Genomic DNA, 22,925 nt, shown 5'->3' on the forward strand with positions numbered 1-22,925 from the left:
GCGGCTGGGTGCCCGGACGGTACCTGAGCAGCGGCGTGTCCCTTTTCTGACGGTTCCTCGGAGGGCCCTTCGACCCCGTTGCCCAGCGTGTCGATGCACGGTCGGCGCAGTGCCCGGAGGTAGGGGGCGGGCCCGGCTGTCGGCCGTCCGGGTGGACTGCGCGGGTCCGGGTGACGGGACCTCCTCCGGGCGGGTGAGCCCCGGGCGCGGCGCCTTGAGAAGGAACGCGCGCGGGGGAGGGCTCGCCCGGGGGTGATCCGGAGTAGCATCCGGGTCAGGCGAACGTGGTCCGGATCACACTTGAGGGAGCAGGGTCAATGGCGTACACGACCGATGAGACGCTCACCGTCCTCGTCTACAGCGACGACCGCAACACCCGCGAGCAGGTGCTGACGGCGCTCGGCCGCCGGCCCGCCGAGGATCTGCCGGAGCTGTCCTATCTGGAGTGCGCGACCACCCCCGCGGTGCTGCGGGCGCTGGAGAAGGGCGGCGTCGACCTCTGCATCCTCGACGGCGAGGCGGTGCCGGCCGGCGGGCTCGGGCTCGGGCGGCAGCTCAAGGACGAGATCTACGGCTGCCCGCCGGTGCTGGTGCTGATCGGCCGGCCGCAGGACTCCTGGCTGGCCGCCTGGAGCCGGGCCGACGCGGCGATCTCGCGCCCGGTGGACCCGGTCGCGCTGGCCGGGGCGGTGGCCACGCTGCTGCGGGCGCGCCTGGCCAAGCGGGCCCCGGCGACGCGCTGAGCGGCGCCGTCTCAGTACTAGAGAAGACGGGGCGGGAGGTACCCCGCCGCTCGATAGGCTGACTCCATCCGTACGGGCGTCCCTCCCCGGGGGAACCGACAACAGCTGGAGTCAGCCATGGTGAACGTGAACCCTGCGAACGGTGGTACCGACCCCGTGCAGGTGGTCCGCACCTGGCCGGACCTCCTGGCGGCGCTGTTGAAGGGGGAGGACCTCGACCGCTCGGCCACCGCGTGGGCGATGGACCGGATCATGAGCGGCGAGGCGTCCCCCGTCCAGGTCGCCGGGTTCATGGTGGCGCTGCGGGCCAAGGGCGAGACGGTCGACGAGATCAGCGGCCTGGTGGACGCGATGTACGCGCACGCCGAGCCGCTGGACATCCCGGGCCCGGCGGTGGACATCGTCGGCACCGGCGGCGACCGCGCCAAGACCGTCAACATCTCCACGATGTCCGCGATCGTCGCGGCGGCGGCCGGCGCCAAGGTGGTCAAGCACGGCAACCGGGCGTCCTCCTCGGCCAGTGGCTCGTCGGACGTGCTGGAGAAGCTCGGCGTCGCCCTGGACCTGTCGGCCCGGCGGGTGGCCGAGGTGGCCGAGGAGGTCGGGCTCACCTTCTGCTTCGCGGCGAAGTTCCACCCGTCGATGCGGCACGCCGCCACCGCGCGGCGCGACCTCGGGGTGCCGACCGCGTTCAACATCCTCGGCCCGCTGACCAACCCCGCGAAGGTCACCGCGCACGCGGTCGGCTGCTTCGACACCCGGCTCGCCGGGCTGATCGCGGGCGTGCTCGCCCGGCGCGGCTCCACGGCGCTGGTCTTCCGCGGCGACGACGGCCTGGACGAGCTGACCGTCACCACGACGTCGCGGGTGTGGATCGTGCGGGACGGCACCGTCACCGAGGCCGCCTTCGACCCGCGGGACGTCGGCATCGAGCTCGTCGGCATCGAGGCGCTGCGCGGGGCGGACGCCTCCTACAACGCCGAGGTCGCGCGCCGGCTGCTGGCCGGGGAGCGCGGGCCGGTGCGGGACGCCGTCCTGCTCAACACGGCGGCGGCGCTGGTGGCGCTGGACCTGACGGACGCGCCGCTCGCCGAGCAGCTGGCGGCCGGCATGGAGCGGGCCGCGGCGGCCGTCGACTCGGGCGCGGCGCAGGAGCTGCTGCGGCGCTGGTCGGAGGCCACCGGCCGGGACTGACAAGCGAGTCGAGGGGCCCGTGGCAGCCGCGACATCGCGTGGGCTGCCGCGGGCCCCTCGGCTGTCCGGATGGTGGATGCCTGTTTGACCACCCGGTGGACGCGACCTAGAGTCTTCGCCAGGTCATGAGTGACAGCGACAAGCCCCAGCTTGCTGTCCGGCAACCCTCCGTCCGTGGCGGGGTGCCCTGGGTGAGGACCGGGCCGCGCGGCAAACCGTCCGCGAGGCAAGCGCGGACGCCCGACGACTAGCACTCCCGGGGTCCCTCGACCTCCGAAGGAGTGCATCCCCATGTCTCTGGCCACCGAAATCTGCGCCCCCCTCGCCGTCCTCGGCCACGACGTCCAGGTGCCGCTCGCCAACGGCGAGAAGGTCGGCTACGCGCCGCTCGACTACGCGGCCAGCGCGCCGGCCCTGCAGCGGGTGTGGGACGACGTCGCCGCGTACGCCCCGTACTACGGCAGCGTGCACCGCGGCGCCGGGTACCTCTCGCAGCTGTCCACCGACCTGTTCGAGCAGAGCCGCCGGACCGTCGGCGAGTTCCTCGGCCTGCGAGAGGGCGACCAGGTGGTCTTCACCCGGGCCACCACCGACTCGCTCAACCTGCTCGCCGCCGCGGTGCCCGCCGGCACCCGGGTGTTCGCCTTCGAGACCGAGCACCACGCCTCGCTGCTGCCCTGGGCCCACGCCGGGCTGGACGTCACCTACCTGCGCGCCCCCCGCTCGCACGCCGAGGCCGTCGCCGTGCTGGACGCCGCGCTCGCCGGGGCGCCCGGGGGCCGGAAGCTGCTGTGCGTCACCGGCGCCTCGAACGTCACCGGTGAGCTGTGGCCGGTCGCCGAGTTGACCGCGACCGCGCACCGGCACGGCGCCCGGGTGGTGCTGGACGCCGCCCAGCTCGCCCCGCACCACCGGGTCTCGGTGGCCGAGCTGGACGTCGACTGGATCGCCTTCTCCGGTCACAAGATCTACGCGCCGTTCGGCGCCGGGGTGCTGGCCGGCCGGGCGGACTGGCTGGACGCGGCCGAGCCGTACCTGGCCGGCGGCGGCGCGACCCGGACGGTGGCCCGGGAGGCCGACGGCTCGGTGGCCGTCCAGTGGCACACCGGCCCGGCCCGGCACGAGGCCGGCTCGCCGAACGTCATCGGCGCCTACGCCATCGCATCCGCCTGCCGGGCGCTGAGCGAGGCCGGCTTCGACGCGCTGGAGGCCCGCGAGCAGGCGCTGATCGCCCGGCTCACGGCCGGGCTGGCGGAGATCCCGCAGGTCAAGGTGCTGAACCTGTTCGGCGAGGACTCCGCGCGGGTGGGTGTGCTGTCCTTCGTCGTCCGGGGCTGGAACAGCTCGCACTTCTCGGCCGCGCTCTCCGCCGAGTACGGCATCGGGGTGCGCGACGGGCTGTTCTGCGCGCACCCGCTGGTGCGCACGCTGATCGGTGACGCGTCCGGCGTCGCGCCGAGTCCTGTTTCCGAGTGCGGGGCGCCGGAGCCGTCGCTGCCGGGCGAGCGGAGCCTGAACGCCATCCGGGTCAGCTTCGGCGCCGGGACCCCGGACGAGCACGTCGACCGCTTCCTGACCGCCGTCCGCGAGCTGGTCACGGACGGCGCGGCGTGGAACTACCGGAACGAGGGCGGCCGCTGTGTCGCCGACACTCGTCGCGAGGACTGAGAGGGGCGGGCCGACCGAGGACTACTCGTCCAGGCCGAGCGCGAACGCGGCCTCCAGGTCGTGCTGGGAGTAGGTGCGGAAGGCGATCTGGGTCTCGGTGTGGGCGACGCCCGGGACCTTGTTCAGCCGGCCCGGGATGACGTCGGCCAGGTCGTCGTGCTTGCGCACCCGCACCATCGCGACCAGGTCGTAGCCGCCGGTCACCGAGTACACCTCGCTGACGCCCTCAATGGAGGCGATGGCCTCGGCGATCTCCGGGATGCGGTCGACACTGGTCTTGATCAGGACGATGGCGGTGATCACTGTTCGGGCTCCTTCGTGGGGTGGCGCCAGCGTATCGGGCCTCAGCCGGGCCGTCTCAGGGGGTGACCGACGACGGTGCAGGCGTAGAGGAAGCCGGCGCAGAAGCCGATCACGTGGACCAGGTAGGCGACCCCGGGCCCGGCCGAGTGCACCGACCACCACTGCAGGGCGAACCAGAGGCCCAGCACCAGCCAGGCCGGGAACCGCAGCGGCAGGAAGAGCAGCAGCGGGACGAGCGTCGTCACCCGGGAGCGCGGGTGGAAGCGCAGGTAGGCGCCCAGGACGGCGGAGATCGCGCCGGAGGCTCCGATCAGGACGCGGGTGGAGTCCGCCGAGTGCGCCTCGGCGAGGGCGAAGCCGTACGTCGCGAGGCTCCCGGCGGCCAGGTAGAAGAGGAGGAAGCGGGCCCGGCCGACCCGCCGCTCGACGGTGGGGCCGAAGACGTGGAGGAAGAGCAGGTTGCCGGCCAGGTGCAGCCAGCCGGCGTGCAGGAAGAGGCCGGTGAGGACGGAGACGGCGGGGCGCTTGCCCGGGGTGGGGGCGGCCGGGCAGCCGGGGACCGGATCCGGGGCCTCGGCGAGCTGTTCCGCCGTCAGCGGGCGCCCGGCCAGCAGTTCGGCGGGGACGGCACCCCAGCGCTGCTCGTACCGTTGCTCGGAGCAGACCCGGGCCTGCCCGGTGCCGTACAGGGGGTTGAGTCCGGCGGCCGGGCCGAGGAGGAAGACCAGCGTGTTGACCGCGATCAGGGCGTAGGTGACCGCCGGAGCGGGCCCCGCGGGGCCGCCGTCCCGCGTGTCGGTGTGGCCGGGGGCCGCGAGCGCCATGCGGCCAAGCATCCCTCCGCGGGCCTTCCGCGACACCGTGCTGTACGGCAGGTGGACTAGGGCTCGATCGCCCGAACCGGTGGCCGCGACGGTTGCCCCAGGCAATAGGCTTGGGGCGGGCATTCCCGCCTCCCGCCGCCGATGCCGGGGCTCCGGGGGGAGCGCCTAGCCCACCCAGGGACCACCCGAGAGGACCCCCGATGACCGTCCCCGCCCTGACCGCCGAGACGCGTTGGCGCTGCACCCTGTGCGGCAACCTCACCCGCTTCGACGTGACCCGCACCGCGCGGGTCACCGAGTTCCTGCACTTCGACCTGGCCGGCGAGTCCAAGGTCGAGGAGACCCAAGTCCTGAGCGAGACGATCGAGACGGTGCGCTGCCGCTGGTGCAACGCGGTGGACCAGGTCGAGCTGGTCGCCCGTCCGGGCGCGGAGGACGCGGCGGTCGAGGCCGAGCAGGGTTGATGCCCCGCCGGTGCGGCGGACGGTGCACGGCACGGCCGTCCGCCGCACGGGACAATACAGACAGAACGCACGGAGCGTGACGACAGGGACGGCGGCCGCGGGGCCGTGCCCGTTGGACCAGGATCGGAGCCGAGGACGTGGTGGACGCAGCGAGGGAGCCCGCCGGACCGCAGGGGCAGCCCGCTGCGGAGCCGGCCGCCGGGGCGGCGGGGGCCGCCGACGGTGCCGCCGCGTCCGGAACCGCAGCGGAGCCGGAGGCCGGTCGTCCCGTCGAGAAGCTCGACCGGCCGCTGCCGGAGGGCGTGCGCCGGCGGGTGGTCGGCCTGGCCGCGGACGCGCTCGGCGGGCTGCCGCCGGGCGAGCTGCCGCAGAGCCTGCGTCAGTACGCCAAGTTCACCCCGGCCCGGCGGGCCAAGTACGCGGCCACGGCGATCGCGGCGGCGCTGGAGTCGGAGCCGGCCTTCCGGGTGCGGATAGCGGAGCGGCTGCGGTTGGGCCAGCCGGACCTGGTGAAGGCGCTGGAGTCGGGCAGCGTCCCCGGCGCCGCCGATCCGATGGACGTCGCCGCCGCCGCCTACCTGGTGCGGTCGGCCGGCTGGAGCCGGCTGGTCGCCGAGGCCGGTGAGGAGGCCGAGCGGGCCGGCGCCGAGGGCGCGGCCGCGGAGGCGGCCCGCCTGGTGGAGAAGCTGCAGGCCGAGCTGGCCGAGGTGCGGGCCGGGGCGCGCGCGGACCTGGACCGGCAGCGGGCCGAGTCCGAGGACGTCCGGCGGGAGGCCGACTCGCTGCGCAAGAAGGTGCGTTCGCTGGAGAGCGACACGCGCCGGGCGCAGGCCGAGACCCGTCGGCTGGCCGCCGAGCTGGAGGCGCTGCGCGCGCAGGCGGCGACCGAGCGCAGCGCGGCCGAGAGCGAGGCGCGGCGGCTGCGGCACCGCGTCGGCGAGCTGGAGACCGCCGCCGAGCAGGGCCGGCGCTCGGCCCGCGAGGGGCGCAGCGTGGAGGACATGCGGCTGCGGCTGCTGCTGGACACCGTGCTGCAGTCGGCTCAGGGGCTGCAGCGCGAGCTGGCACTGCCGGTGTCGCAGATCCGTCCGGCGGACCTGGTGGAGGCGGTGGTGCCGGGTTCGGCCTCGCCGCACGACGTGGCCCGGCGGGGGCTCGCGGAGGACGATCCGGCGCTGCTGGACCAGCTGCTGGCGATCCCGCAGGTGCACCTGGTGGTGGACGGCTACAACGTGACGAAGACCGGCTATCCGACGCTGCCGTTGGAGCAGCAGCGGCTGCGGCTGCTGGGCGGGCTGGCGATGCTGGCCCAGCGCACGCAGGCGGAGGTCACATGCGTGTTCGACGGGCAGGACCTGGACGTGCCGGTGATCATGGCGCCGCCACGTGGGGTCCGGGTGCGCTTCAGCCGGACCGGCGAGACGGCGGACGAGCTGATCAGGCGCCTGGTGCGGGCCGAGCCGCAGGGCCGTCCGGTCGTGGTGGTCTCCGCCGACCGTGAGGTCGCGGAGGGCGTGCGGAAGGCCGGCGCGCGCCCGGTCGCCTCGGTTCTGCTGCTCAACCGGCTGGCGCGGCCCTGATTCCGTGCCGATGGGGATGACGGCTGCTCAGCGCCCGGTTTGCGGCGATGTGCGGATTCGGTGAAGCAGCGTGGGGGAGCGGAGTTCACGCCTTTGGGGGAGTGGCGTAACGCCTGGATGTTCACTAGGGTCTGGCGTCAAACCTATTTTCCGGATTTCTCACCCGAACCGGTGAGTCCATGGAAGAAGGAGCCGGTCTTTTGGCCTCCCACCGCCGTCCCAAGCAGCCGAGTCGCGCGCGGGTCTCCGTGCTCACCGCTGCTGCTGCGACCGCGGTCGCGCTCTCCGCCCAGGTGGCCGCGCACGCCGCGCCGCAGCCGAACAAGACGGACGTCAAGGCGCAGATCGACGAGCTGCAGCAGGAGCAGGAGCAGGCCGCCGAGAAGTACAACGGCGCCAAGGAGCGGGCCGACCAGCTGCGCAAGCAGGCCGACCAGCTCCAGGACCAGGTGGCTCGCGGTCAGGAGCAGATGACCCAGCTTCAGACCGGCCTCGCCGGCGTGGCGGGCGAGCAGTACCGCACCGGCGGCATCGACCCGTCCGTCCAGCTGATGCTCTCCTCCGACCCGAACAACTACCTGGCCAAGGCCTCCAGCGTGCAGCAGGCCACCGCCACCGAGACCGACGCGCTCAAGGGCCTGCTGGACCAGCAGCGCCGCCTGGACCAGGAGAAGGCCGAGGCCGCCGCGGTGCTGGCGTCCCTGGACTCCACCACCAAGGACCTGAACCAGGCCAAGGCGGACGTCAACACCAAGCTCAAGGCGGCCCAGGACCTCCTCAACTCGCTCAGCGCCTCCGAGCGCGCGGCGCTGAAGGCCCAGCAGGCCCAGGACGACCGCGCCTCGCGCGGCACCGACCGGGTCGACCTCAGCAGCCTGCCGCCGGCCAGCGGCTACGCGGCCGTGGCCGTGGCCAAGGCGATGAGCAAGCAGGGCTCGCCGTACGTGTGGGGCGCCACCGGGTCGACGACCTTCGACTGCTCGGGCCTGATGGTCTGGTCATACGGTCAGGCCGGCGTCTCGCTGCCGCGCACCTCCCAGGAGCAGGGCCACTACGGCACCCGGGTGCCCTCGCTGGACCAGGCCCAGCCCGGTGACCTGGTGATCTACGGCCCCGACATGCACCACGTCGCGATGTACATCGGCAACGGCATGGTGGTGCACGCGCCGCACACCGGCGACGTGGTCAAGGTGATGAAGGCCGACGCGATGCCGATCAACACCATCCGCCGGGTCTGACCCCCCGACACGCCGGGGGCCGGCGGAAACGGCCCTGTGATCCGCGCCACCTCCCGACCGGGGGTGGCGCGTTCGCTTGAGCGCGTTTCACTGCGTTTCACCACGTTCGCGTGACAAGTGATCAGCCTTGCGTACTGCCGCGATCACCTTCTGTCATCTTCACAAAAGAACTTGGTTATTCTTCCGCCTTTTTTCTGACAAGGATTTGAACCGATCACGGTTCAGTTACTAGGGTCGTGCCCCGAACCACCGCACTGTCGATCGCCCAGCCAGGGTGGCGGCGGTGGTTCCCGCCGAGTTCGTGAAACAGCGGGACGGGTCGAAGCGACCGTCCGACAGGGGAGCCCAGTGATTGGGGGCGCTGTGGAGCGGAGCCGGGGAACCACGTTCCTCCGGGGTGAATCGGCGCCAGGTCGGCCGGTGGAACGGCCGTGAGGCGTCGTAGGGCATGCTTCCGGCCCGAACCCGTCAGCTCACCCGGTAGGCGGACGTAGGAAGAAGGAGTCCGCCTTCGTGGCGTCCCATCGTCGTCCCAAGCCCGCCGGCCGTGCCCGAGTTTCCTTCCTGACCGGAGTTGCCGCCGCGGCCGTCGCCCTCTCCGCGCAGTCCGGCGCCCACGCCGACCCCGCGCCGACCAAGGACCAGGTCAAGGAGCAGGTCGACCAGCTCAACGAGCAGGCCGAGGTGGCGACCGAGCAGTACAACGCCGCCCAGTCCAAGCAGCAGGAGCTGCAGAAGCAGGTCAGCGGCCTGCAGGACCAGGTGGCCCGCCAGCAGGAGCAGGTGACCGACCTCCAGGGCGGCCTTGCCCAGATCGCCGGTGAGCAGTACCGCAACGGGGGCATATCCCCGACCGTCCAGCTGATGTTCTCGTCCAAGCCGGACAACTTCCTCAGCCAGGCCGACGCCCTGAACCAGGCCGGCAGCACCCAGAAGGGTCAGCTGAAGGAGCTCCAGGACCAGCAGCGCAAGCTGGACCAGGACCGCAACGAGGCCCAGGGCAAGCTCGCCGAGCTGGACGCGACCACCCAGCAGCTGAAGGCGTCCAAGGAGCAGATCCAGGCGAAGCTGAAGGCCGCCCAGGACCTCTTCAACACCCTGTCCGAGCAGGAGCGCCAGGCCATCAAGGCGGCCGAGGACAAGGCCGCCGCCGATGCCAAGGCCAAGGCCGACGCCGCGAAGGCCCAGCAGGCCGCCGCCGATCGCGCCTCCCGCGACAGCAGCCGCACCGACCTCGGCTCGGCCCCGTCGTCCTCGCCGGTCGCCAAGCCGCCGGCGCCGGGCAGCTCGCGCGGTGCCGCCGCGCTGTCCTACGCCGCCACCAAGATCGGCAGTCCGTACGTCTGGGCCGCCACCGGCCCGAACTCCTTCGACTGCTCGGGCCTGATGGTCTGGGCCTTCGACCAGGCCGGCGTCTCGCTGCCGCGCACCTCGCAGGAGCAGGCCAACGCCGGGACCCGGATCGGCACGGACCTCTCCCAGGCCCAGCCCGGCGATCTGCTGATCTTCTTCAGCGACGCCCACCACGTCGGCATCTACGCCGGCAACGGCCAGGTGCTGCACGCGCCCAAGCCGGGTGCGAGCGTCCGCTACGAGGCGGTCACCAACATGCCGCTCACGTCCATCGTGCGGGTCTGATTCCCCGCTCGGCGTCCCGCAGGCCCGGCCCTCCTCCACGGAGGTCCGGGCCTGCGGCGTTTCCTTTCCTCGGGCTGGTGTCCGATTGGGGGTCAAATATTCGGGTTGGGAGAGGTTTGGACTCGGTTGCCCGGACTCGCTAACGTCTGCCACCGGACTCCCGCTCCAGGACCGCCCGCTTGGGTGCGGCGGCGGGACCGGTCCGCAGGATTGGAGCAGCCGCCGCCATGCCCGTGCACCGCCGTTCCCAACTGCTCGCCCGTGCGCTGGTGCTGACCGCTGCCGCCACCACCGCCCTGGGCGTCACGACGGGCGGCAGCGCCCAGGCCGCCCCCGGCAACCCGGACGCGTCCAGCCGCAAGGACGTCAAGGCGCAGGTCGAGCAGCTGTACAACGAGGCCGAACAGGCGTCGGAGAAGTACAACGCCGCTCAGGAGGCCCAGCAGCGGCTCCAGGGCGAGACGACCGTCCTCCAGGGCGAGATCGCCGCCGCCCAGGACCAGCTCAACCAGCTGCGCGGCGACCTCGCCACCGTGGCCGGCGCCGAGTACCGCTCCGGCGGCATGGCGCAGACCGTCCAGCTGATGCTCGCCACCGACCCGGAGGGCTACCTCGCCCGCGCCCGGAGCCTCGACCAGGCGACCGAGCGGCAGAACGAGACCCTGCACGAGCTGGTGTCCCGTCAGCGCGGGCTCGACCAGCGCCGCACCGAGACCGCCGCCAAGCTCGCCGAGCTGGACCAGGCCCGCCGGACGCTCGCCGACAGCAAGCAGGAGATCCAGCAGCGGCTGGCCAAGGCCCAGCGGCTGCTCAACAGCCTGGGCGCCGCCGAGCGCTCCCGGATGGCCGCGCAGGACGCCCAGGAGGCCGAGCAGCGCGCCACCCGCGGCACCGACCGGCTGGACCTCGGCACCACCCCGCCCGCCTCCGAGCGCGGGGCGGCGGCGCTCGCGGCGGCGGTGCGGATGATCGGGTCGCCGTACGTGTACGGATCCACCGGCCCCCGCGCGTTCGACTGTTCCGGTCTGATGTACTACAGCTGGCGGCAGGCCGGAGTGAGCCTGCCGCGCACCTCGCAGGCCCAGGCCTACGCCGGCCAGCGGGTGAGCCTGTCCGAAGCGCGACCGGGAGACCTGGTGATCTTCTACCGGGACATGCACCACGTCGGCATGTACGCCGGCGGCGGGGTGATCGTGCACGCCCCGTACCCGGGGGCCAGGGTGCGGTACGAGAGCGTCAACGCGATGCCCGTCGCGGGGGTGGTCCGGCTCTGAGCCCGACCCCGTCCGGACCGGACGCGATACGGCCCTGCGTGCTGTCCCGGCGCGGCGCCCTGCTGCTCGCCGCCGGAGGGCTGACCCAGCTGTCGCTGCCGCCCGTCGCCCCCTCGGCGACCGGCCGGGGGTTCGCCGGGGCGGACGAGCGGACCGAGGTGGCGGCGGTGCTGGACGAACGCGCGCGCGAGCTGCCGGCGACCACCGGACTGCCGCTGACCGCCGGCTACCGCAACCTGGTCGTCTCCCCGGGCACGGGCCCCGGCCGGCTGACCGCCACGGCCGACCTGGACGTCCGGGTCACCGGCTACGACGAGTACCCCGCCGTCTTCCCCCGCCGCCTCACGCTGACGCGGGCCGGCGGCTGGCGGGTCGAGCGCGAGGACGCCGCGAGCGGGCCGCCGGCGCTCTGGGACTTCGGGCCGGGACGGTCCGCGCGCGGCGCGCAGTGCCTGGTGCTCGGCCTTGCCACCGGACCGGACCCGGCCGGGCCGGCCGCGATCGGCGACCGTGCCGTCCCCGCGGTGAGCGCGGTCTGGGGCACCGGCTGGGCGGGCCGACTGCTGCTGGAACTGCCCGCCACCGAGCCGCAGTTCGCCCGCCTGCTGGAGGCCGACCCAGCCGGCTGGACGGGCATGGCGGCGGTCACCGTGGCCGCCCCCGGGGCGCCCTCGCACACCCCGGCCGACCGGGTGCTGATCAACCCCGAGGCGTTCGGGCGGCTCAGCGACTTCGGTCGCCAGGTCGTCGTCACCCACGAGGCCACCCACGTCGCGACCCGGGCCGACACCCGGGCCTGGACGCCGCTGTGGCTCTCCGAGGGCGTCGCCGACTGGACGGCCTACCGCGACTCCGGCCGCACGGACCGGCAGATCGTCCCCGAGCTGGCCCGGGACGTGGCCGCCGGGAGGGCGCCCACGGCGCTGCCCGCCGATCGCGACTTCGCCGCGGGCGCCACCGGCATCGCCCAGGCCTACGAGCAGGCCTGGCTCGCCTGCCGGCTGATCGCCGCCCGCTTCGGCACCGACCGCCTGGTCGCGTTCTACCGGGCGGTGGGCGGGGCGGACGGCGCGGGGGAGGATCGCGACCAGCGGATGGACCGGCTGTTCCGGGCCGAACTGGGCGTCGGGAAGGACGAGTTCACGCGGCTGTGGCTGGCCGAGGTGGCCGCCCTCAACGCCTAGGACGGGGCGCCGGCGGCCACGGCACTAGCGCCCGGCCGGGGTGTTGGGCCGGTCGATCCCGTCGAGCAGGTCCTGCTCGTAGGCGATGCCCGGGCGGACCGGGTAGGAGCCGGCCGGGACGGGCTCCGGCTGCGTCAGCACCACGGTCGGCGGCAGCCGGTCCGCGCCGCGCGTGGAGCGCCAGAGACGGACGCAGGACAGGACCGTCGCCGCCAGCAGGAGCAGGTTGCGCGCGGACAGGACGGCGATGGCCACCGGGTCGCTCGCGAGGACCTGGGTGAACATCAGCGGGAATTCGAGCAGCGTCAGCGGCGCCGCGAGCAGGATCAGCAACGCCACCGGCCGCTGGCTGCTGCCGCGGACCGTCAGGCAGACCGCCGCGACGCCGATCAGCCAGACCAGGTACTGCGGGCTGATCACCCGGCTGGTGACGGTGAAGATCAGCAGCGCGGTCAGCGCCGCGTCGTACATCGTGGCCGCGTTGCGGCGCTTGGCGGTGTAGCGCCAGAGCAGCAGCCACGCGAAGCCCAGCACGGTGCCGGCCATCATGACCTTGCTGACGACGGTGACCCACGGCCCGAGCATCTCGGCCGAGCCGTAGTTCATCGTCACCCGGCCGTTCCAGCCGCCCGCGATCCGCGCGTAGTGCAGTGGCAGCGCGCCGAGCGACTCGACCTCGACGCCGCGGTCCTTCTGGAACGCCAGGAACCCGAAGGCGCCGTTCATCCCGGCGGCCAGCAGGAAGCCCAGCGAGACGGCGGTGGCCGCCGCGAGCGTCCAGGAACGGCCGGTGCGGCGGCCGGAAGGGGTGCCGATCAGGCCGAGCAGCGGCCAGATCTTGACGATCCCGCCGAGGCCCAGCAGCATCCCGCCGACGGCCGGGCGGCGGATCAGCGCCAGCAGGCCGGCCACGGCGATCGCGGTGACGATGATGTCGAAGCGGTTGTAGATCATCGGGCCGAGCAGCGGCACGGCCACCACCCACAGCCAGGCGCCGGTCAGCGCCCGGCCCCGGCGCAGGCCGGTGCGGACCAGCAGGGCCATCACGAGGGCGTCTGCGACCCCGCAGATCACCCAGAACGAGACCACGTACGACCACGGCAGCAGGCCGGGCAGCAGGATCACCAGGGCGGCGCCGGGCGGGTACTGCCAGGTGACGTCGTCGAACGGGAAGGTGCCGGTCTGCAGGACGCCGTACCAGGCGTGGTAGATCATCCAGACGTCCGCGGTGACGTCGCCGCCCGGCGAGCGCAGCACACCGGTCACGAACAGCACCAGCAGCGTCCGGGTGGCCGCCCAGGTGGCGACGAGTGCCGCGAGCGCCCCGAGCGGGCGGCCCGTGCGGGCACGGGAAGTACCGGTCTCGATGGCCGGGGCCAACTCCACAGCGCTCCCTCGTTCGTCTCGGACGTCCCCACCGGAGGCGTCGCGCGACGGACGCCCGGGCCGCCGTCCTCAGCGGCTCAGGTACTAGGACTGACCCGGGGGTGGAACGGTTGCCGTGCGCGGTTCCGTTCCCGGCGGGTCATGGTGTTGACCTATCGTACGGATCACCCAGCGGTACACCGAGCACCCCCCGACCGAGCGAGCCGTGGCCTGATGCACAGAACCTTGATCGTCACCAACGACTTCCCGCCGCGACCCGGCGGCATCCAGGCCTTCGTGCACAACATGGCCGTCCGTCAGCCGGCCGGGAGCATCGTGGTCTACGCCTCGACCTGGCGCGACGGCGCCGAGGTCGCGCGCTTCGACGCCGAGCAGCCGTTCCCGGTGATCCGGGACCGGACGAAGGTGATGGTTCCCACACCGCGGGTCACCCGGCGGGCCGCCGAGATCCTCCGTGCGGAGAAGTGCGACTCGGTCTGGTTCGGCGCCGCCGCGCCGCTCGGCCTGATGGCGCCCGCGCTGCGCCGCGCCGGGGCCGGGCGGCTGCTGGGCATGACGCACGGGCACGAGGCCGCCTGGGCCCAGCTGCCGGCCGCCCGGCAGCTGCTGCGCCGGATCGGCGCGGGCACCGACGTGCTGACGTACCTGGGCGAGTACACCCGCTCCCGGATCGGGGGCGCGGTGGGACCGGAGGCCGCCGGCCGGATGGTGCAGCTGCCGCCGGGAGTGGACGAGTCGACGTTCCACCCGGCCTCCGGGGGCGCCGAGGTGCGCCGCCGACTGGGGCTGGCGGACCGGCCGGTGGTGGTGTGCGTCTCGCGCCTGGTGCCGCGCAAGGGCCAGGACACCCTGATCGAGGCGATGCCGCAGATCCTCGCCGACGTGCCGGACGCGGTGCTGCTGATCGTCGGCGGCGGCCCGTACCGGGCGGACCTGGAGAAGCTGGCCGACGCCAAGGGCGTGCGCGCCTCGGTGCGCTTCACCGGCTCGGTGCCGTGGGAGGAGCTGCCCGCCCACTTCGGAGCCGGGGACGTCTTCGCGATGCCCTGCCGGACGCGACGCGGCGGGCTCGACGTCGAGGGCCTCGGCATCGTCTACCTGGAGGCCTCGGCGACCGGCCTGCCCGTCGTGGCCGGCGACTCCGGCGGCGCGCCGGACGCGGTGCTGGAGGGCGAGACCGGGTACGTCGTGCCGGGCGGCTCGGCGTCCACGGCGGCCGAGCGGATCGTCCGGCTGCTGCACGACGAGGAGCTGCGGCGGCGGATGGGCGAGGCCGGGCGGCGCTGGGTGGAGCGCTCCTGGCGCTGGGACCTGCTGGCCGGGCGGCTGACCTCGCTGCTCGCGGTGGAGCGGTAGCGGGCACGGACGGCGAGGGCCCGCCTCCTTCCGGGAGGCGGGCCCGTTCGCGCGTCCGGGGCGGCTACTTCTGGTAGATCGCCTCGACGTCGGCCGCGAAGTCCTTCAGGACGACGTTGCGCTTGAGCTTCAGGGACGGCGTGAGGTGGCCGCTCTCCTCGGAGAACTCGGTGTCCAGCAGACGGAACTTCTTGACCGCCTCGGCGTGCGAGACGGCCGCGTTGCCGTCGTCGACCGCGGTCTGGAGCGCGGCCAGCAGGTCCGGGTCCTCGCGCAGCTCGGCGACCGTCGCGGTGGCGGGCTTGCCGTTGAGCTCCTTCCACTTGGGGAAGAAGTCCGGGTCGACGGTGATCAGGCAGCCGATGAAGGGCTTGCGGTCGCCGACCACCATGACCTCGCCGACCAGCGCGTGCGCCCGGATCCGGTCCTCGATCACCGCCGGGGCGACGTTCTTGCCGCCCGCCGTGACGATGATCTCCTTCTTGCGGCCGGTGATGGTCAGGTAGCCCTCGGAGTCCAGCGAGCCGAGGTCGCCGGTGGCCATCCAGCCGTCCTTGAGGCTGTCGGCGGTCGCCTGCGGGTTGTTCCAGTAGCCGGTGAAGACGTGCGGGCCCTTGAAGAAGACCTCGCCGTCCTCGGCGATCCGCACGGAGGCGCCGGGCACCGGCTGGCCGACCGTGCCGATCTTCGGCTTGTCCCACGGGTTGAAGGCGGTGGCCGCGCAGGTCTCGGTCAGGCCGTAGCCCTCCAGGACGGTGAAGCCGATGCCGCGGTAGAAGTGGCCGAGGCGCTCGCCGAGCGGGGCGCCGCCGGAGATGGCGTGGGTGGCCCGGCCACCGAGGGCGGCGCGCAGCTTGCTGTAGACCAGCTTGTCGAAGACCGCGTGCTTGATCCGCAGGCCGAGGCCGGCGCCGCCGGCGTCCAGGGCGCGGCTGTAGGCGATCGCGGTCGCGGCGGCCTTGTCGAAGATCTTGCCCTTGCCGTCGGCCTGGGCCTTGGCGCGGGCGGTGTTGTAGACCTTCTCGAACACCCGCGGCACGCCGAGGATGAGGGTCGGGCGGAAGGAGGCCAGCTCGGCGGTGACGTCCTTGATGTCGGAGACGTGGCCCAGCTTGATCGGGGCCATCGCCGGGGCGATCTCGACGATCCGGCCGAGCACGTGCGCCAGCGGGAGGAACAGCAGCACGGAGCTCTCGCCGGTGCGGAACAGCGGGGCGAGGCGCTCGACGATGTTGCCGCACTCGGCCAGGAAGTTGCCGTGCGTCAGCTGACAGCCCTTCGGGCGGCCGGTGGTGCCCGAGGTGTAGACGATGGTGGCGATCGAGTCCTCGGTGGCGGTCGAGCGGCGCTCCTGGACGGTCGCGTCCGCGACGCCCTCGCCCGCCTCGGCCAGCGCGGCGATCGCGCCGCCCTCGATCTGCCAGACGTGCTCCAGCTCCGGCAGCCGGCCGCGGACCTCCTCGACCACCTTGAGGTGCTGGCCGGTCTCGGTGAACACGGCGACCGCGCCGGAGTCGCCGAGGATCCACTCGACCTGCTCGGCGGACGAGGTCTCGTAGACCGGCACGGTGATCGCGCCGGCCGTCCAGATCGCGAAGTCCAGCAGCGTCCACTCGTACCGGGTGCGGGACATGACGCCCACCCGGTCGCCGGGCCGGATGCCCGAGGCGATCAGGCCCTTCGCCGCCGCGTGCACCTCGACCAGGAACTGGGTCGCGGTCAACTCCTGCCAGCGGCCGTCCACCTTCCGGCTGAGCACCACGACGTCCGGGTACCGCTCGGCGTTCTGGTGCACGAGGTCGGAGAGGTTACCGCCGCTCGGTACCTGATAGAGGGCCGGAAGGCTGAAGTCGAGCAAGACTGCTCCTCGTTCGCGACGCTGCGGGACGGCAGGACGTTACTGCCCGGTAGGCAGCTTCGACCAGGGGGGTCGGCTCCGGTGTTCGAAGTGTCACACCCGGCCGGGTCGGACCAGGCCGTGACCGGGTCGTTCGACTGGCACCCTACGGCAGGGCCGGGCGACCGGCCGGTAACATGCGCCGCCGCCGGGTGCCCGCGGGCGTCCGCCGTCCGTCGCCCGGTGCCCGTGCGGCCGAGTCGATCGCCGGTCGCGATAGCCTGCTCCGGGCGCACCCGGGCGAGCACGCCTCGACCGGAGCGGCAGGCAGAGGGACTGAGTCGGAGGGCCATTCCATGGCGGAGCACACCAGGTCGAGCATCACCATCGACGCGACCCCGGCCACGGTCATGGCCGTGATCGCCGACTTCGCCGCCTACCCGGCCTGGACCGGCGAGGTCAAGGAGATCGAGGTCCTGGAGGCCGCCGAGGACGGCCGCGCCTCGAAGGTCCGCCTGCTGCTCGACGCCGGCGCCATCCGCGACGAGCACGTCCTCGCCTACACCTGGGACGGCGACCGCGAGGTGAGCTGGACCCTCGTGCGCAGCCAGATGCTCCGCTCGCTCGACGGCTCCTACACCCTCGCCCCGCTCGGCGCCGACCGCACCGAGGTCACGTACCAGCTCGCCGTGGACGTCAAGATCCCGATGCTGGGCATGATCAAGCGCAAGGCCGAGAAGGTCATCATCGACCGCGCGCTGGCCGGCCTGAAGAAGCGCGTCGAGGACGGCGGCGGCAAGAAGCCCGCCCAGGGCTGACGGCGCGGAACGGGGGCTCGACGGCATGACGGCGACACGCACCATCCTGGTCAGCGGCGACGCGGGCGCGCCCGCGGTGGCCGCCGCCACCGCCCTGCACGCCGCCCGCGGCGGCCGGCAGGTCTGGCTGCTGGCCGCCGACGATCCGCACCGGGCGCTGGACTCCGTGCTCGGTGTCCGCCTGGAACCCGAACCGCTGCGGTACGCGCCCGGCCTGACCGTCTCCCGGATCGACGAGCAGGCCGCCTTCCGGCACGCCCTCGGCGAGATCGCCGGGCGCCTCAAGCCCGCCCTCGACCTGCTCGGCGCCGAGCCGCTCGACCCCGAGGAGCTCACCGCCCTCCCGGGCATCGCCCGGATCGCCCTGCTGCGCGCCCTGCCCGCCGCCGACGGGGACGTCCTGGTCGTGCTCGCCCCGCCGCCCGCCGAGCTGATCGGCGCCCTCGCCCTGCCGGAGCAGCTGGAGCGCTACCTGGACCGGCTGGTCCCCGAGCAGCGCCAGGCCGCCCGGGCGCTGCGCCCGCTGCTGGCCGGACTGGCCGGCGTCCCGATGCCCGCCGACTGGCTGTACGAGAGCCGCGGCAAGGCCGCCGGCGTGCTCGCCGAGTCCCGGGCCGCGATCAACTCGCCCGGCACCAGCGTCCGCCTGGTCGTGTCGGCCGACGGCCATCCGTTCGACGACCTGCGCCGGATCCGGGCCGGGCTGGCCCTGCACGGGCACCGGCCGGACGCCGTCGTGGTGCACGGCGCGCTGCCGGACGCCGCGTCGGAGTCGCCCGACCCGTGGCTGGCCGCGCTGGCCGGGCGCCGCCGCGAGGAGCTGGCCGCGCTGGCCGCGGCGAGCGACGCCCCCGTCCTCGTCACCGGGCTCGCCGACGTCACCCTGGAGGCCGTCGCCGACCGCCTCTACGGGGACGGGCCCGGCCCCGAGCCGCTCGCCGCCGAGCCCTGGCCGGTGGAGGACCGGCTCGCCGAGGAGGGCCTGCTGCTGTGGCACCTCGCGCTGCCGGGCGCCGAGCGGGCCGACCTCGACCTCGTGCGCCGCGGCGACGAGCTGGTGGTCGGCCTCGGCGCCCACCGCCGGGTGCTCACCCTGCCGTCGGCGCTGCGCCGCTGCACCGTCGCGGGCGCGGGGCTGACCGACGGGGTGCTCACGGTGCGGTTCGCGCCCGATCCGGCGCTCTGGCCCCGGGGCTGACGGGCTCCTGCGTCGCGGGGCCGCGTCGCGCCTCGGGTAGCGTCGGTGGCCGGTGGCCGCGGGGTGCGGCCGCAGCAGAGGAGGCCCCGCGATGACCAGCACCGACCGCACCGAGCCGACGCACGAGCCGACGCACGACGCGACGAGCAGGCCGGCGGGCGAGGCGACGAACGGGCCGGCGGACGCCGACGCGAACGGCGCGGCGGGCGGTCCCGGGGACGCGCAGGCCCACCCCTTCGGCCCGGAGCTCGGCCCGCTGGTGGACGAGGTGCGCCGGTTCGCCGGAGCCGTCGGCCAGAAGGCCCAGGAGGCGAGCGCGGACACCCTGATCACCCTGGCCGGCTTCGCCGACCGGCTGCGCGAGCAGAAGCCGGAGGTCTACGGGCACCTCGCGGCCGCCGGCTCCGGGCTCGCCGCCGCCGGCGCCGAACTGCTGGCGGCCTACCGCGCCGCCGTGGCCGGCCACGAGCGCCGCTGGACCGCCGGCGACGCCGCCGCCACCGAGCGGATCGACCTCGACAGCCCCGACGAGCCGTCCACCAAGCAGTGAATCCGTAACCCCTGAGGGGTGACGACATCATCCCCGTGCGTGACGAACCGGGCATATTCGTAAGACTTTTGAAGTGTCCCGGCCCGGTTTGTCCAGGATTGTCTTCGGCTAATGTATGCGAGGCTGTGTACGAGGGCGTGTTTGGGCGGTACCGTTCCGTCCAGCGGGAACGAGTGAATAGCTGAGGGACACATGGCTCTGACCATCGGCGTCGATGTCGGCGGGACCAAGATCGCGGCAGGTGTGGTCGACGAGGCGGGTGCGATCCTCGCCAGGACCAGGGTGCCCACCCCGGCCGACCCCCAGTGGGCCGTCGACGCCATCGCGCAGGCCGTGCGCGAGCTCAAGGAGCAGCACCCCGACGTCACCGCCGTCGGCGTCGGCGCCCCCGGCTTCGTCGACCGCAACCGTTCCACGGTGATCTTCGCGCCCAACATCGACTGGGAGAACGAGCCGCTGCGCAGCCGGATCGAGGAGCTCACCGGCCTCGACACCGTCGTGGAGAACGACGCCAACTGCGCCGCCTGGGCCGAGTTCCGCTTCGGCGCCGCCGCCGACCACGAGGACATGGTCCTGATCACCGTCGGCACCGGCATCGGCGGCGGCATCGTCCTCGACGGCCGGCTGCACCGCGGCCGGTTCGGCGTGGCCGGCGAGATCGGCCACCTCAACATGGTCCCCGACGGCCTGCCCTGCGGCTGCGGCGGCAAGGGCTGCTGGGAGCAGTACGGCTCCGGGCGCTCGCTGCGCCGCTACGGCCGGGAGAAGGCCGCCGCCGACCCGGTCCGGGGCCGGCGGATGCTGGAGCTCAACGACGGCGTCGCCGAGACCATCCGCGGCATCCACATCACCGAGGCCGCCGAGGCGGGCGACCCGCTCGCCCTGGAGTGCTACGCCGAGCTCGCCGACTGGCTGGGCCGCGGCATGGCCGACCTCGCCGCGCTCTTCGACCCGGGCGTCTTCGTCCTCGGCGGCGGCGTCTCCGACTCCGGCCGCCTGCTGCTCGACCCGGTCGCCAAGGCCTTCGAGCACTACCTGACCGGCGGCGTGCACCGCCCGCGCGCCGAGGTCGTCCTGGCCTCGATGGGCTCGGCCGCCGGCATCGCCGGCGCGGCCGACCTCGCCCGCACCGTCTGACCCGCCCCACCCGCTCGAAGTAGAGAAGAGCCCGCCGGCGGCGGTGCGACCGGACCCCGACCAACTCCGGACGCGCCGCCGCCGTCGCACGTCCCGGGGCTGCCGTACGGTCGGTCCCACCGATCACGGACGGGGAGGAACATGACGACGGCACCCACCGCACCGCTGCCCGGGCCCGGCCCGCGCCGACTGCGGCTGCTCGGCTACAACGTCCGCTCGCTGCGCGACGACCGCGAAGCACTCGTCCGGGTGATCCGGGCGTGCGAGCCGGACGTCGTCTGCATCCAGGAATCGCCGCGCTACTGGCGCCCCGAGGGCCAGGCCGGGTGGCTCGCGCGGCGCACCGGGACGGCCGTCCTCGCCGGCGGCGGCCGGACGGCGGCCGGGCCGCTGCTGCTCGGCCGGCCCGGTGCCGTCGAGGTGCTCGGCGTGCACGACCGCTTCCTGCCCAAGACCCGCGGCCTGCACGCCCGCGGCTTCGCCACCGCGCTGCTGCGGCTGCCCGGTTCGGCACCGTTCACCGTCACCAGCTGCCACCTGAGCCTGGACGCCGACGAGCGGTACGGGCAGTTCGAGCTGCTGCTCGACCAGCTCGGGATCGCCGAACTCGGCGTCATCGCGGGCGACTTCAACGAGCACCCGGACGGCAAGGGGTGGCGGCTGCTGGCCTCTCGGCTCCAGGACGGGCACGTCACGGCGCCCTGGGGCGGCGAGTTCACGTCGGTCCCGGAGCGCCCCTACCAGCGGATCGACGCCGTCTTCGCCACGCCCGGGATCACCGTGCTCGCCTGCGGCGTGCCGCACAGGCTGCCCGGCGTCACCGAGGCGGACCTGCGGGCCGCGACCGACCACCTGCCGGTGCTCGCCGTGCTGGAGATCCCCGCGGCCTAGCTACACGACCGCGCCGTGGTCCGGGTCCTCCGGCTCGTCCTCGTCGCGGTCCTTCATCCGGACCACCAGGGTGACGAAGCCCCCCAGGAAGGCGCTGAACCCGACCCAGGCCGGCCAGCCGGAGATCTCCCGCCACACCACCGCGTCGAACAGCAGCAGTGCCGGGCCGCCGAGCACCGCGAGCCACGCGAACTTGGTGGTCACGTCCGCCGGCGGCAGCGGCTCCGGCTCCGGCGGGATGTAGTGGCCCTCGTCCGTCTCCTCGGACAGCTCGAAGTCGCGCGGGCCCCCGCCGGCGGCCGGCAGCACCGGGCCGCCCGACCGGGAGCGGGGCTGCGGGGCCAGGTCGGAGAGGTCGTCGGGGGCGCCGTCCTTGCGGCCGCCCTTCAGCTCGCCCCGGGCCCGGAGGTTCTCGATCTCCGGCCAGTTCGGGTTGTTCAGGTCGACGGGGTCGTCGAACTGGGCCACCAGGGCGGCGAAGATCTCGTCCTGTTCGGCCTGGCTGCGCTCGGGCGCGCGCCGCGGCCGGGGTTCCGCGGGGGCCTCGCCGGCCGCGTCCGCCACCGGGCCGCCGTCGGCGCCGCTCCCGGTCGTGTGGTTCGTCGCCTCGTCGGTCGCGCCGTCCTCGCGGGGTGCCTCGTCCCCGCCGCCCGCCGTGCTGCTCTCGTGCACTTCCGGCCCTTCAGCCATGGTGATCGTCGGATTCGACCCGGTTGACGCCCGCCGCGTGCGCGGGAGCCAGCCGTCGGATGAAGTCCAGGCCGCCCCTGAATATTTCCGCCGCGTCGTGGTCCAGCGTCGCGACGTGGAAGCTGCGCTGGCACAGCCGCTCCGTCACGTCGGTCGAGGATATCCGGGCCAGCACCAGTGCCGAGTTGGCCGGCGAGACCACGTGGTCCTGCGGGCTGCGGAACAGCAGCACCGGCTGGGTCACCTCCGGCAGCCGCCGCTGGACCTCCTGCCACAGCTTGCCCAGGGACCAGGCGGCGTTCAGCGGCGTCCGGTCGTAGCCGCCCTCGGTGACGCCGGGCCGGGCGATGTCGTCGGTGATCCCCGGGACGCTCGGCACGAGGTGGCGCAGCACCGGAAGCAGCACACTCGCGGGGTTGTCCGAGCGCACCGACGGGTTGACCAGCACCAGTCCGGAGACCGTCGGGCCGTGCAGCGCGGCCAGCCGCAGGGCCAGCGCACCGCCCATCGACAGCGCGAAGACGAAGACCTGCTCGCACTCCTCGGCGAGCACCCGCAGCTCCCGGTCGACCTCGGCGTACCAGTCCTCCCACCGGGTGACCTGCATGTCCTGCCAACGGGTGCCGTGCCCCGGCAGCAGCGGCAGGGAGACCGTGAACCCGGCCGCCGCCAGCTGCTCCGCCCACGGGCGCATCGACTGCGGCGACCCGGTGAAGCCGTGGCACAGCAGCACCCCCACCGGTCCGCCCCGGTGGCGGTACGGTTCGGCACCGGGCAGCAACGGCATGGCGGGCTCCTTCACGGGCGGCGGCGCTGGGGGAGGGGACGCTGGAACTGGAGGCTGCGGAATTCGCATCGTCCCACGCACTCCGCCGGGTCGTACACCCCCGGGCGTGCGGCCCGCGCCCACCCGGCGAGCGGGGCGGGGCGCGGGCCGCGCTCACGGGGCATT

At 73.9% G+C, this 22,925-nt stretch carries 21 protein-coding genes and 2 riboswitches; of the genes, 15 read left to right on the forward strand and 6 right to left on the reverse strand.

Annotated features, from left to right (window positions below):
• Positions 1 to 317: 317 nt before the first annotated feature.
• From AB0C76_RS21960 to AB0C76_RS21970, 3 genes are all read left to right on the forward strand, one after another.
• Entirely contained in the window at positions 318 to 743 is a 426-nt protein-coding gene (locus AB0C76_RS21960; RefSeq protein WP_359967869.1) for a hypothetical protein, read from the forward strand.
• 117 nt (positions 744 to 860) lie between these two features.
• Complete coding sequence (gene trpD, locus AB0C76_RS21965) at positions 861 to 1,937, forward strand: anthranilate phosphoribosyltransferase (protein ID WP_359967872.1); 1,077 nt, start codon at positions 861 to 863, stop codon at positions 1,935 to 1,937.
• Positions 1,938 to 2,058: 121 nt separating this feature from the next.
• A riboswitch (SAM riboswitch) is annotated at positions 2,059 to 2,176 on the forward strand.
• A 52-nt stretch (positions 2,177 to 2,228) separates the two neighbouring features.
• The gene (locus AB0C76_RS21970; RefSeq protein WP_359967875.1) at positions 2,229 to 3,605 is read left to right on the forward strand and encodes an aminotransferase class V-fold PLP-dependent enzyme; all 1,377 of its coding nucleotides are present in this window, start codon (positions 2,229 to 2,231) and stop codon (positions 3,603 to 3,605) included.
• A 21-nt stretch (positions 3,606 to 3,626) separates the two neighbouring features.
• Here the strand turns inward: AB0C76_RS21970 and AB0C76_RS21975 are convergent, their stop codons facing one another.
• Positions 3,627 to 3,908: an Lrp/AsnC ligand binding domain-containing protein gene (locus AB0C76_RS21975; RefSeq protein WP_329928391.1), complete on the reverse strand. Its 282-nt coding sequence runs from the start codon at positions 3,906 to 3,908 to the stop codon at positions 3,627 to 3,629.
• A 41-nt stretch (positions 3,909 to 3,949) separates the two neighbouring features.
• Positions 3,950 to 4,732 carry a rhomboid family intramembrane serine protease gene (locus AB0C76_RS21980; RefSeq protein WP_359967878.1) on the reverse strand — a complete coding sequence of 261 codons (783 nt, stop codon included), beginning with the start codon at positions 4,730 to 4,732 and terminating at the stop codon, positions 3,950 to 3,952.
• A gap of 200 nt (positions 4,733 to 4,932) precedes the next feature.
• On the opposite strand from AB0C76_RS21980, the gene AB0C76_RS21985 reads away from it, so the two are divergent.
• The 6 genes from AB0C76_RS21985 (at position 4,933) to AB0C76_RS22010 (ending at position 12,110) form a co-directional block, all read left to right on the forward strand.
• Positions 4,933 to 5,196, forward strand: a complete 264-nt coding sequence (locus AB0C76_RS21985) for a hypothetical protein (protein ID WP_359967880.1) — start codon at positions 4,933 to 4,935, stop codon at positions 5,194 to 5,196.
• 140 nt (positions 5,197 to 5,336) lie between these two features.
• Positions 5,337 to 6,776, forward strand: a complete 1,440-nt coding sequence (locus AB0C76_RS21990) for an NYN domain-containing protein (RefSeq protein WP_359967883.1) — start codon at positions 5,337 to 5,339, stop codon at positions 6,774 to 6,776.
• A 200-nt stretch (positions 6,777 to 6,976) separates the two neighbouring features.
• On the forward strand, positions 6,977 to 8,014 hold the full coding sequence (locus tag AB0C76_RS21995; protein ID WP_359967886.1) for an NlpC/P60 family protein: 1,038 nt from the start codon (positions 6,977 to 6,979) through the stop codon (positions 8,012 to 8,014).
• Between the two features lie 349 nt (positions 8,015 to 8,363).
• Positions 8,364 to 8,517, forward strand: a riboswitch (cyclic di-AMP (ydaO/yuaA leader).
• A 10-nt stretch (positions 8,518 to 8,527) separates the two neighbouring features.
• Positions 8,528 to 9,652, forward strand: coding sequence for an NlpC/P60 family protein (locus AB0C76_RS22000; protein WP_359967889.1), 1,125 nt, complete (start codon positions 8,528 to 8,530; stop codon positions 9,650 to 9,652).
• Positions 9,653 to 9,879: 227 nt separating this feature from the next.
• Positions 9,880 to 10,926, forward strand: a complete 1,047-nt coding sequence (locus tag AB0C76_RS22005; RefSeq protein WP_359967892.1) for an NlpC/P60 family protein — start codon at positions 9,880 to 9,882, stop codon at positions 10,924 to 10,926.
• A 38-nt stretch (positions 10,927 to 10,964) separates the two neighbouring features.
• Positions 10,965 to 12,110 carry a hypothetical protein gene (locus AB0C76_RS22010; protein WP_359967895.1) on the forward strand — a complete coding sequence of 382 codons (1,146 nt, stop codon included), beginning with the start codon at positions 10,965 to 10,967 and terminating at the stop codon, positions 12,108 to 12,110.
• 24 nt (positions 12,111 to 12,134) lie between these two features.
• Here AB0C76_RS22010 and AB0C76_RS22015 read toward each other — a convergent pair whose 3' ends face one another.
• A complete protein-coding gene (locus tag AB0C76_RS22015) occupies positions 12,135 to 13,496 on the reverse strand; it encodes a glycosyltransferase family 87 protein (protein WP_359967898.1) in 1,362 nt (453 codons plus the stop codon).
• Between the two features lie 213 nt (positions 13,497 to 13,709).
• Between AB0C76_RS22015 and AB0C76_RS22020 the strand changes: the two genes are divergently transcribed.
• The gene (locus tag AB0C76_RS22020) at positions 13,710 to 14,852 is read left to right on the forward strand and encodes a glycosyltransferase family 4 protein (RefSeq protein WP_359967901.1); all 1,143 of its coding nucleotides are present in this window, start codon (positions 13,710 to 13,712) and stop codon (positions 14,850 to 14,852) included.
• Positions 14,853 to 14,916: 64 nt separating this feature from the next.
• Here AB0C76_RS22020 and AB0C76_RS22025 read toward each other — a convergent pair whose 3' ends face one another.
• Entirely contained in the window at positions 14,917 to 16,710 is a 1,794-nt protein-coding gene (locus AB0C76_RS22025; RefSeq protein WP_359967904.1) for a long-chain fatty acid--CoA ligase, read from the reverse strand.
• A 335-nt stretch (positions 16,711 to 17,045) separates the two neighbouring features.
• Here AB0C76_RS22025 and AB0C76_RS22030 point away from each other — a divergent pair, with 335 nt between their 5' ends.
• The 5 genes from AB0C76_RS22030 (at position 17,046) to AB0C76_RS22050 (ending at position 21,283) form a co-directional block, all read left to right on the forward strand.
• Positions 17,046 to 17,507, forward strand: coding sequence for an SRPBCC family protein (locus AB0C76_RS22030; protein WP_329928380.1), 462 nt, complete (start codon positions 17,046 to 17,048; stop codon positions 17,505 to 17,507).
• A gap of 25 nt (positions 17,508 to 17,532) precedes the next feature.
• The gene (locus tag AB0C76_RS22035) at positions 17,533 to 18,705 is read left to right on the forward strand and encodes an ArsA-related P-loop ATPase (RefSeq protein ID WP_359967907.1); all 1,173 of its coding nucleotides are present in this window, start codon (positions 17,533 to 17,535) and stop codon (positions 18,703 to 18,705) included.
• Positions 18,706 to 18,796: 91 nt separating this feature from the next.
• The gene (locus tag AB0C76_RS22040) at positions 18,797 to 19,255 is read left to right on the forward strand and encodes a DUF5304 family protein (protein ID WP_359967910.1); all 459 of its coding nucleotides are present in this window, start codon (positions 18,797 to 18,799) and stop codon (positions 19,253 to 19,255) included.
• 192 nt (positions 19,256 to 19,447) lie between these two features.
• On the forward strand, positions 19,448 to 20,392 hold the full coding sequence (locus AB0C76_RS22045; protein ID WP_359967913.1) for an ROK family glucokinase: 945 nt from the start codon (positions 19,448 to 19,450) through the stop codon (positions 20,390 to 20,392).
• Between the two features lie 141 nt (positions 20,393 to 20,533).
• Positions 20,534 to 21,283: an endonuclease/exonuclease/phosphatase family protein gene (locus AB0C76_RS22050; RefSeq protein ID WP_359967916.1), complete on the forward strand. Its 750-nt coding sequence runs from the start codon at positions 20,534 to 20,536 to the stop codon at positions 21,281 to 21,283.
• Here AB0C76_RS22050 and AB0C76_RS22055 read toward each other — a convergent pair whose 3' ends face one another.
• Both AB0C76_RS22055 and AB0C76_RS22060 read right to left on the reverse strand, forming a co-directional pair.
• Positions 21,284 to 21,973, reverse strand: coding sequence for a hypothetical protein (locus AB0C76_RS22055; RefSeq protein ID WP_359967919.1), 690 nt, complete (start codon positions 21,971 to 21,973; stop codon positions 21,284 to 21,286).
• The gene (locus AB0C76_RS22060; RefSeq protein WP_359967922.1) at positions 21,966 to 22,760 is read right to left on the reverse strand and encodes an alpha/beta fold hydrolase; all 795 of its coding nucleotides are present in this window, start codon (positions 22,758 to 22,760) and stop codon (positions 21,966 to 21,968) included. The genes AB0C76_RS22055 and AB0C76_RS22060 overlap by 8 nt, the downstream gene beginning before the upstream one ends.
• Positions 22,761 to 22,925 lie beyond the last annotated feature (165 nt).

The sequence above is a fragment of the Kitasatospora sp. NPDC048722 genome (genome assembly GCF_040650235.1).
GTDB lineage: Bacteria > Actinomycetota > Actinomycetes > Streptomycetales > Streptomycetaceae > Kitasatospora.

Bases quoted from the DNA above. Each gene is read 5' to 3' on its own strand.
- AB0C76_RS21960 (WP_359967869.1), top strand. From the start codon at position 318: ATGGCGTACACGACCGATGAGACGCTCACCGTCCTCGTCTACAGCGAC.
- trpD (WP_359967872.1), top strand. From the start codon at position 861: ATGGTGAACGTGAACCCTGCGAACGGTGGTACCGACCCCGTGCAGGTG.
- AB0C76_RS21970 (WP_359967875.1), top strand. From the start codon at position 2,229: ATGTCTCTGGCCACCGAAATCTGCGCCCCCCTCGCCGTCCTCGGCCAC.
- AB0C76_RS21980 (WP_359967878.1), bottom strand. From the start codon at position 4,732: ATGGCGCTCGCGGCCCCCGGCCACACCGACACGCGGGACGGCGGCCCC.
- AB0C76_RS21985 (WP_359967880.1), top strand. From the start codon at position 4,933: ATGACCGTCCCCGCCCTGACCGCCGAGACGCGTTGGCGCTGCACCCTG.
- AB0C76_RS22005 (WP_359967892.1), top strand. From the start codon at position 9,880: ATGCCCGTGCACCGCCGTTCCCAACTGCTCGCCCGTGCGCTGGTGCTG.
- AB0C76_RS22020 (WP_359967901.1), top strand. From the start codon at position 13,710: ATGCACAGAACCTTGATCGTCACCAACGACTTCCCGCCGCGACCCGGC.
- AB0C76_RS22030 (WP_329928380.1), top strand. From the start codon at position 17,046: ATGGCGGAGCACACCAGGTCGAGCATCACCATCGACGCGACCCCGGCC.
- AB0C76_RS22035 (WP_359967907.1), top strand. From the start codon at position 17,533: ATGACGGCGACACGCACCATCCTGGTCAGCGGCGACGCGGGCGCGCCC.
- AB0C76_RS22040 (WP_359967910.1), top strand. From the start codon at position 18,797: ATGACCAGCACCGACCGCACCGAGCCGACGCACGAGCCGACGCACGAC.
- AB0C76_RS22045 (WP_359967913.1), top strand. From the start codon at position 19,448: ATGGCTCTGACCATCGGCGTCGATGTCGGCGGGACCAAGATCGCGGCA.
- AB0C76_RS22050 (WP_359967916.1), top strand. From the start codon at position 20,534: ATGACGACGGCACCCACCGCACCGCTGCCCGGGCCCGGCCCGCGCCGA.
- AB0C76_RS22055 (WP_359967919.1), bottom strand. From the start codon at position 21,973: ATGGCTGAAGGGCCGGAAGTGCACGAGAGCAGCACGGCGGGCGGCGGG.
- AB0C76_RS22060 (WP_359967922.1), bottom strand. From the start codon at position 22,760: ATGCCGTTGCTGCCCGGTGCCGAACCGTACCGCCACCGGGGCGGACCG.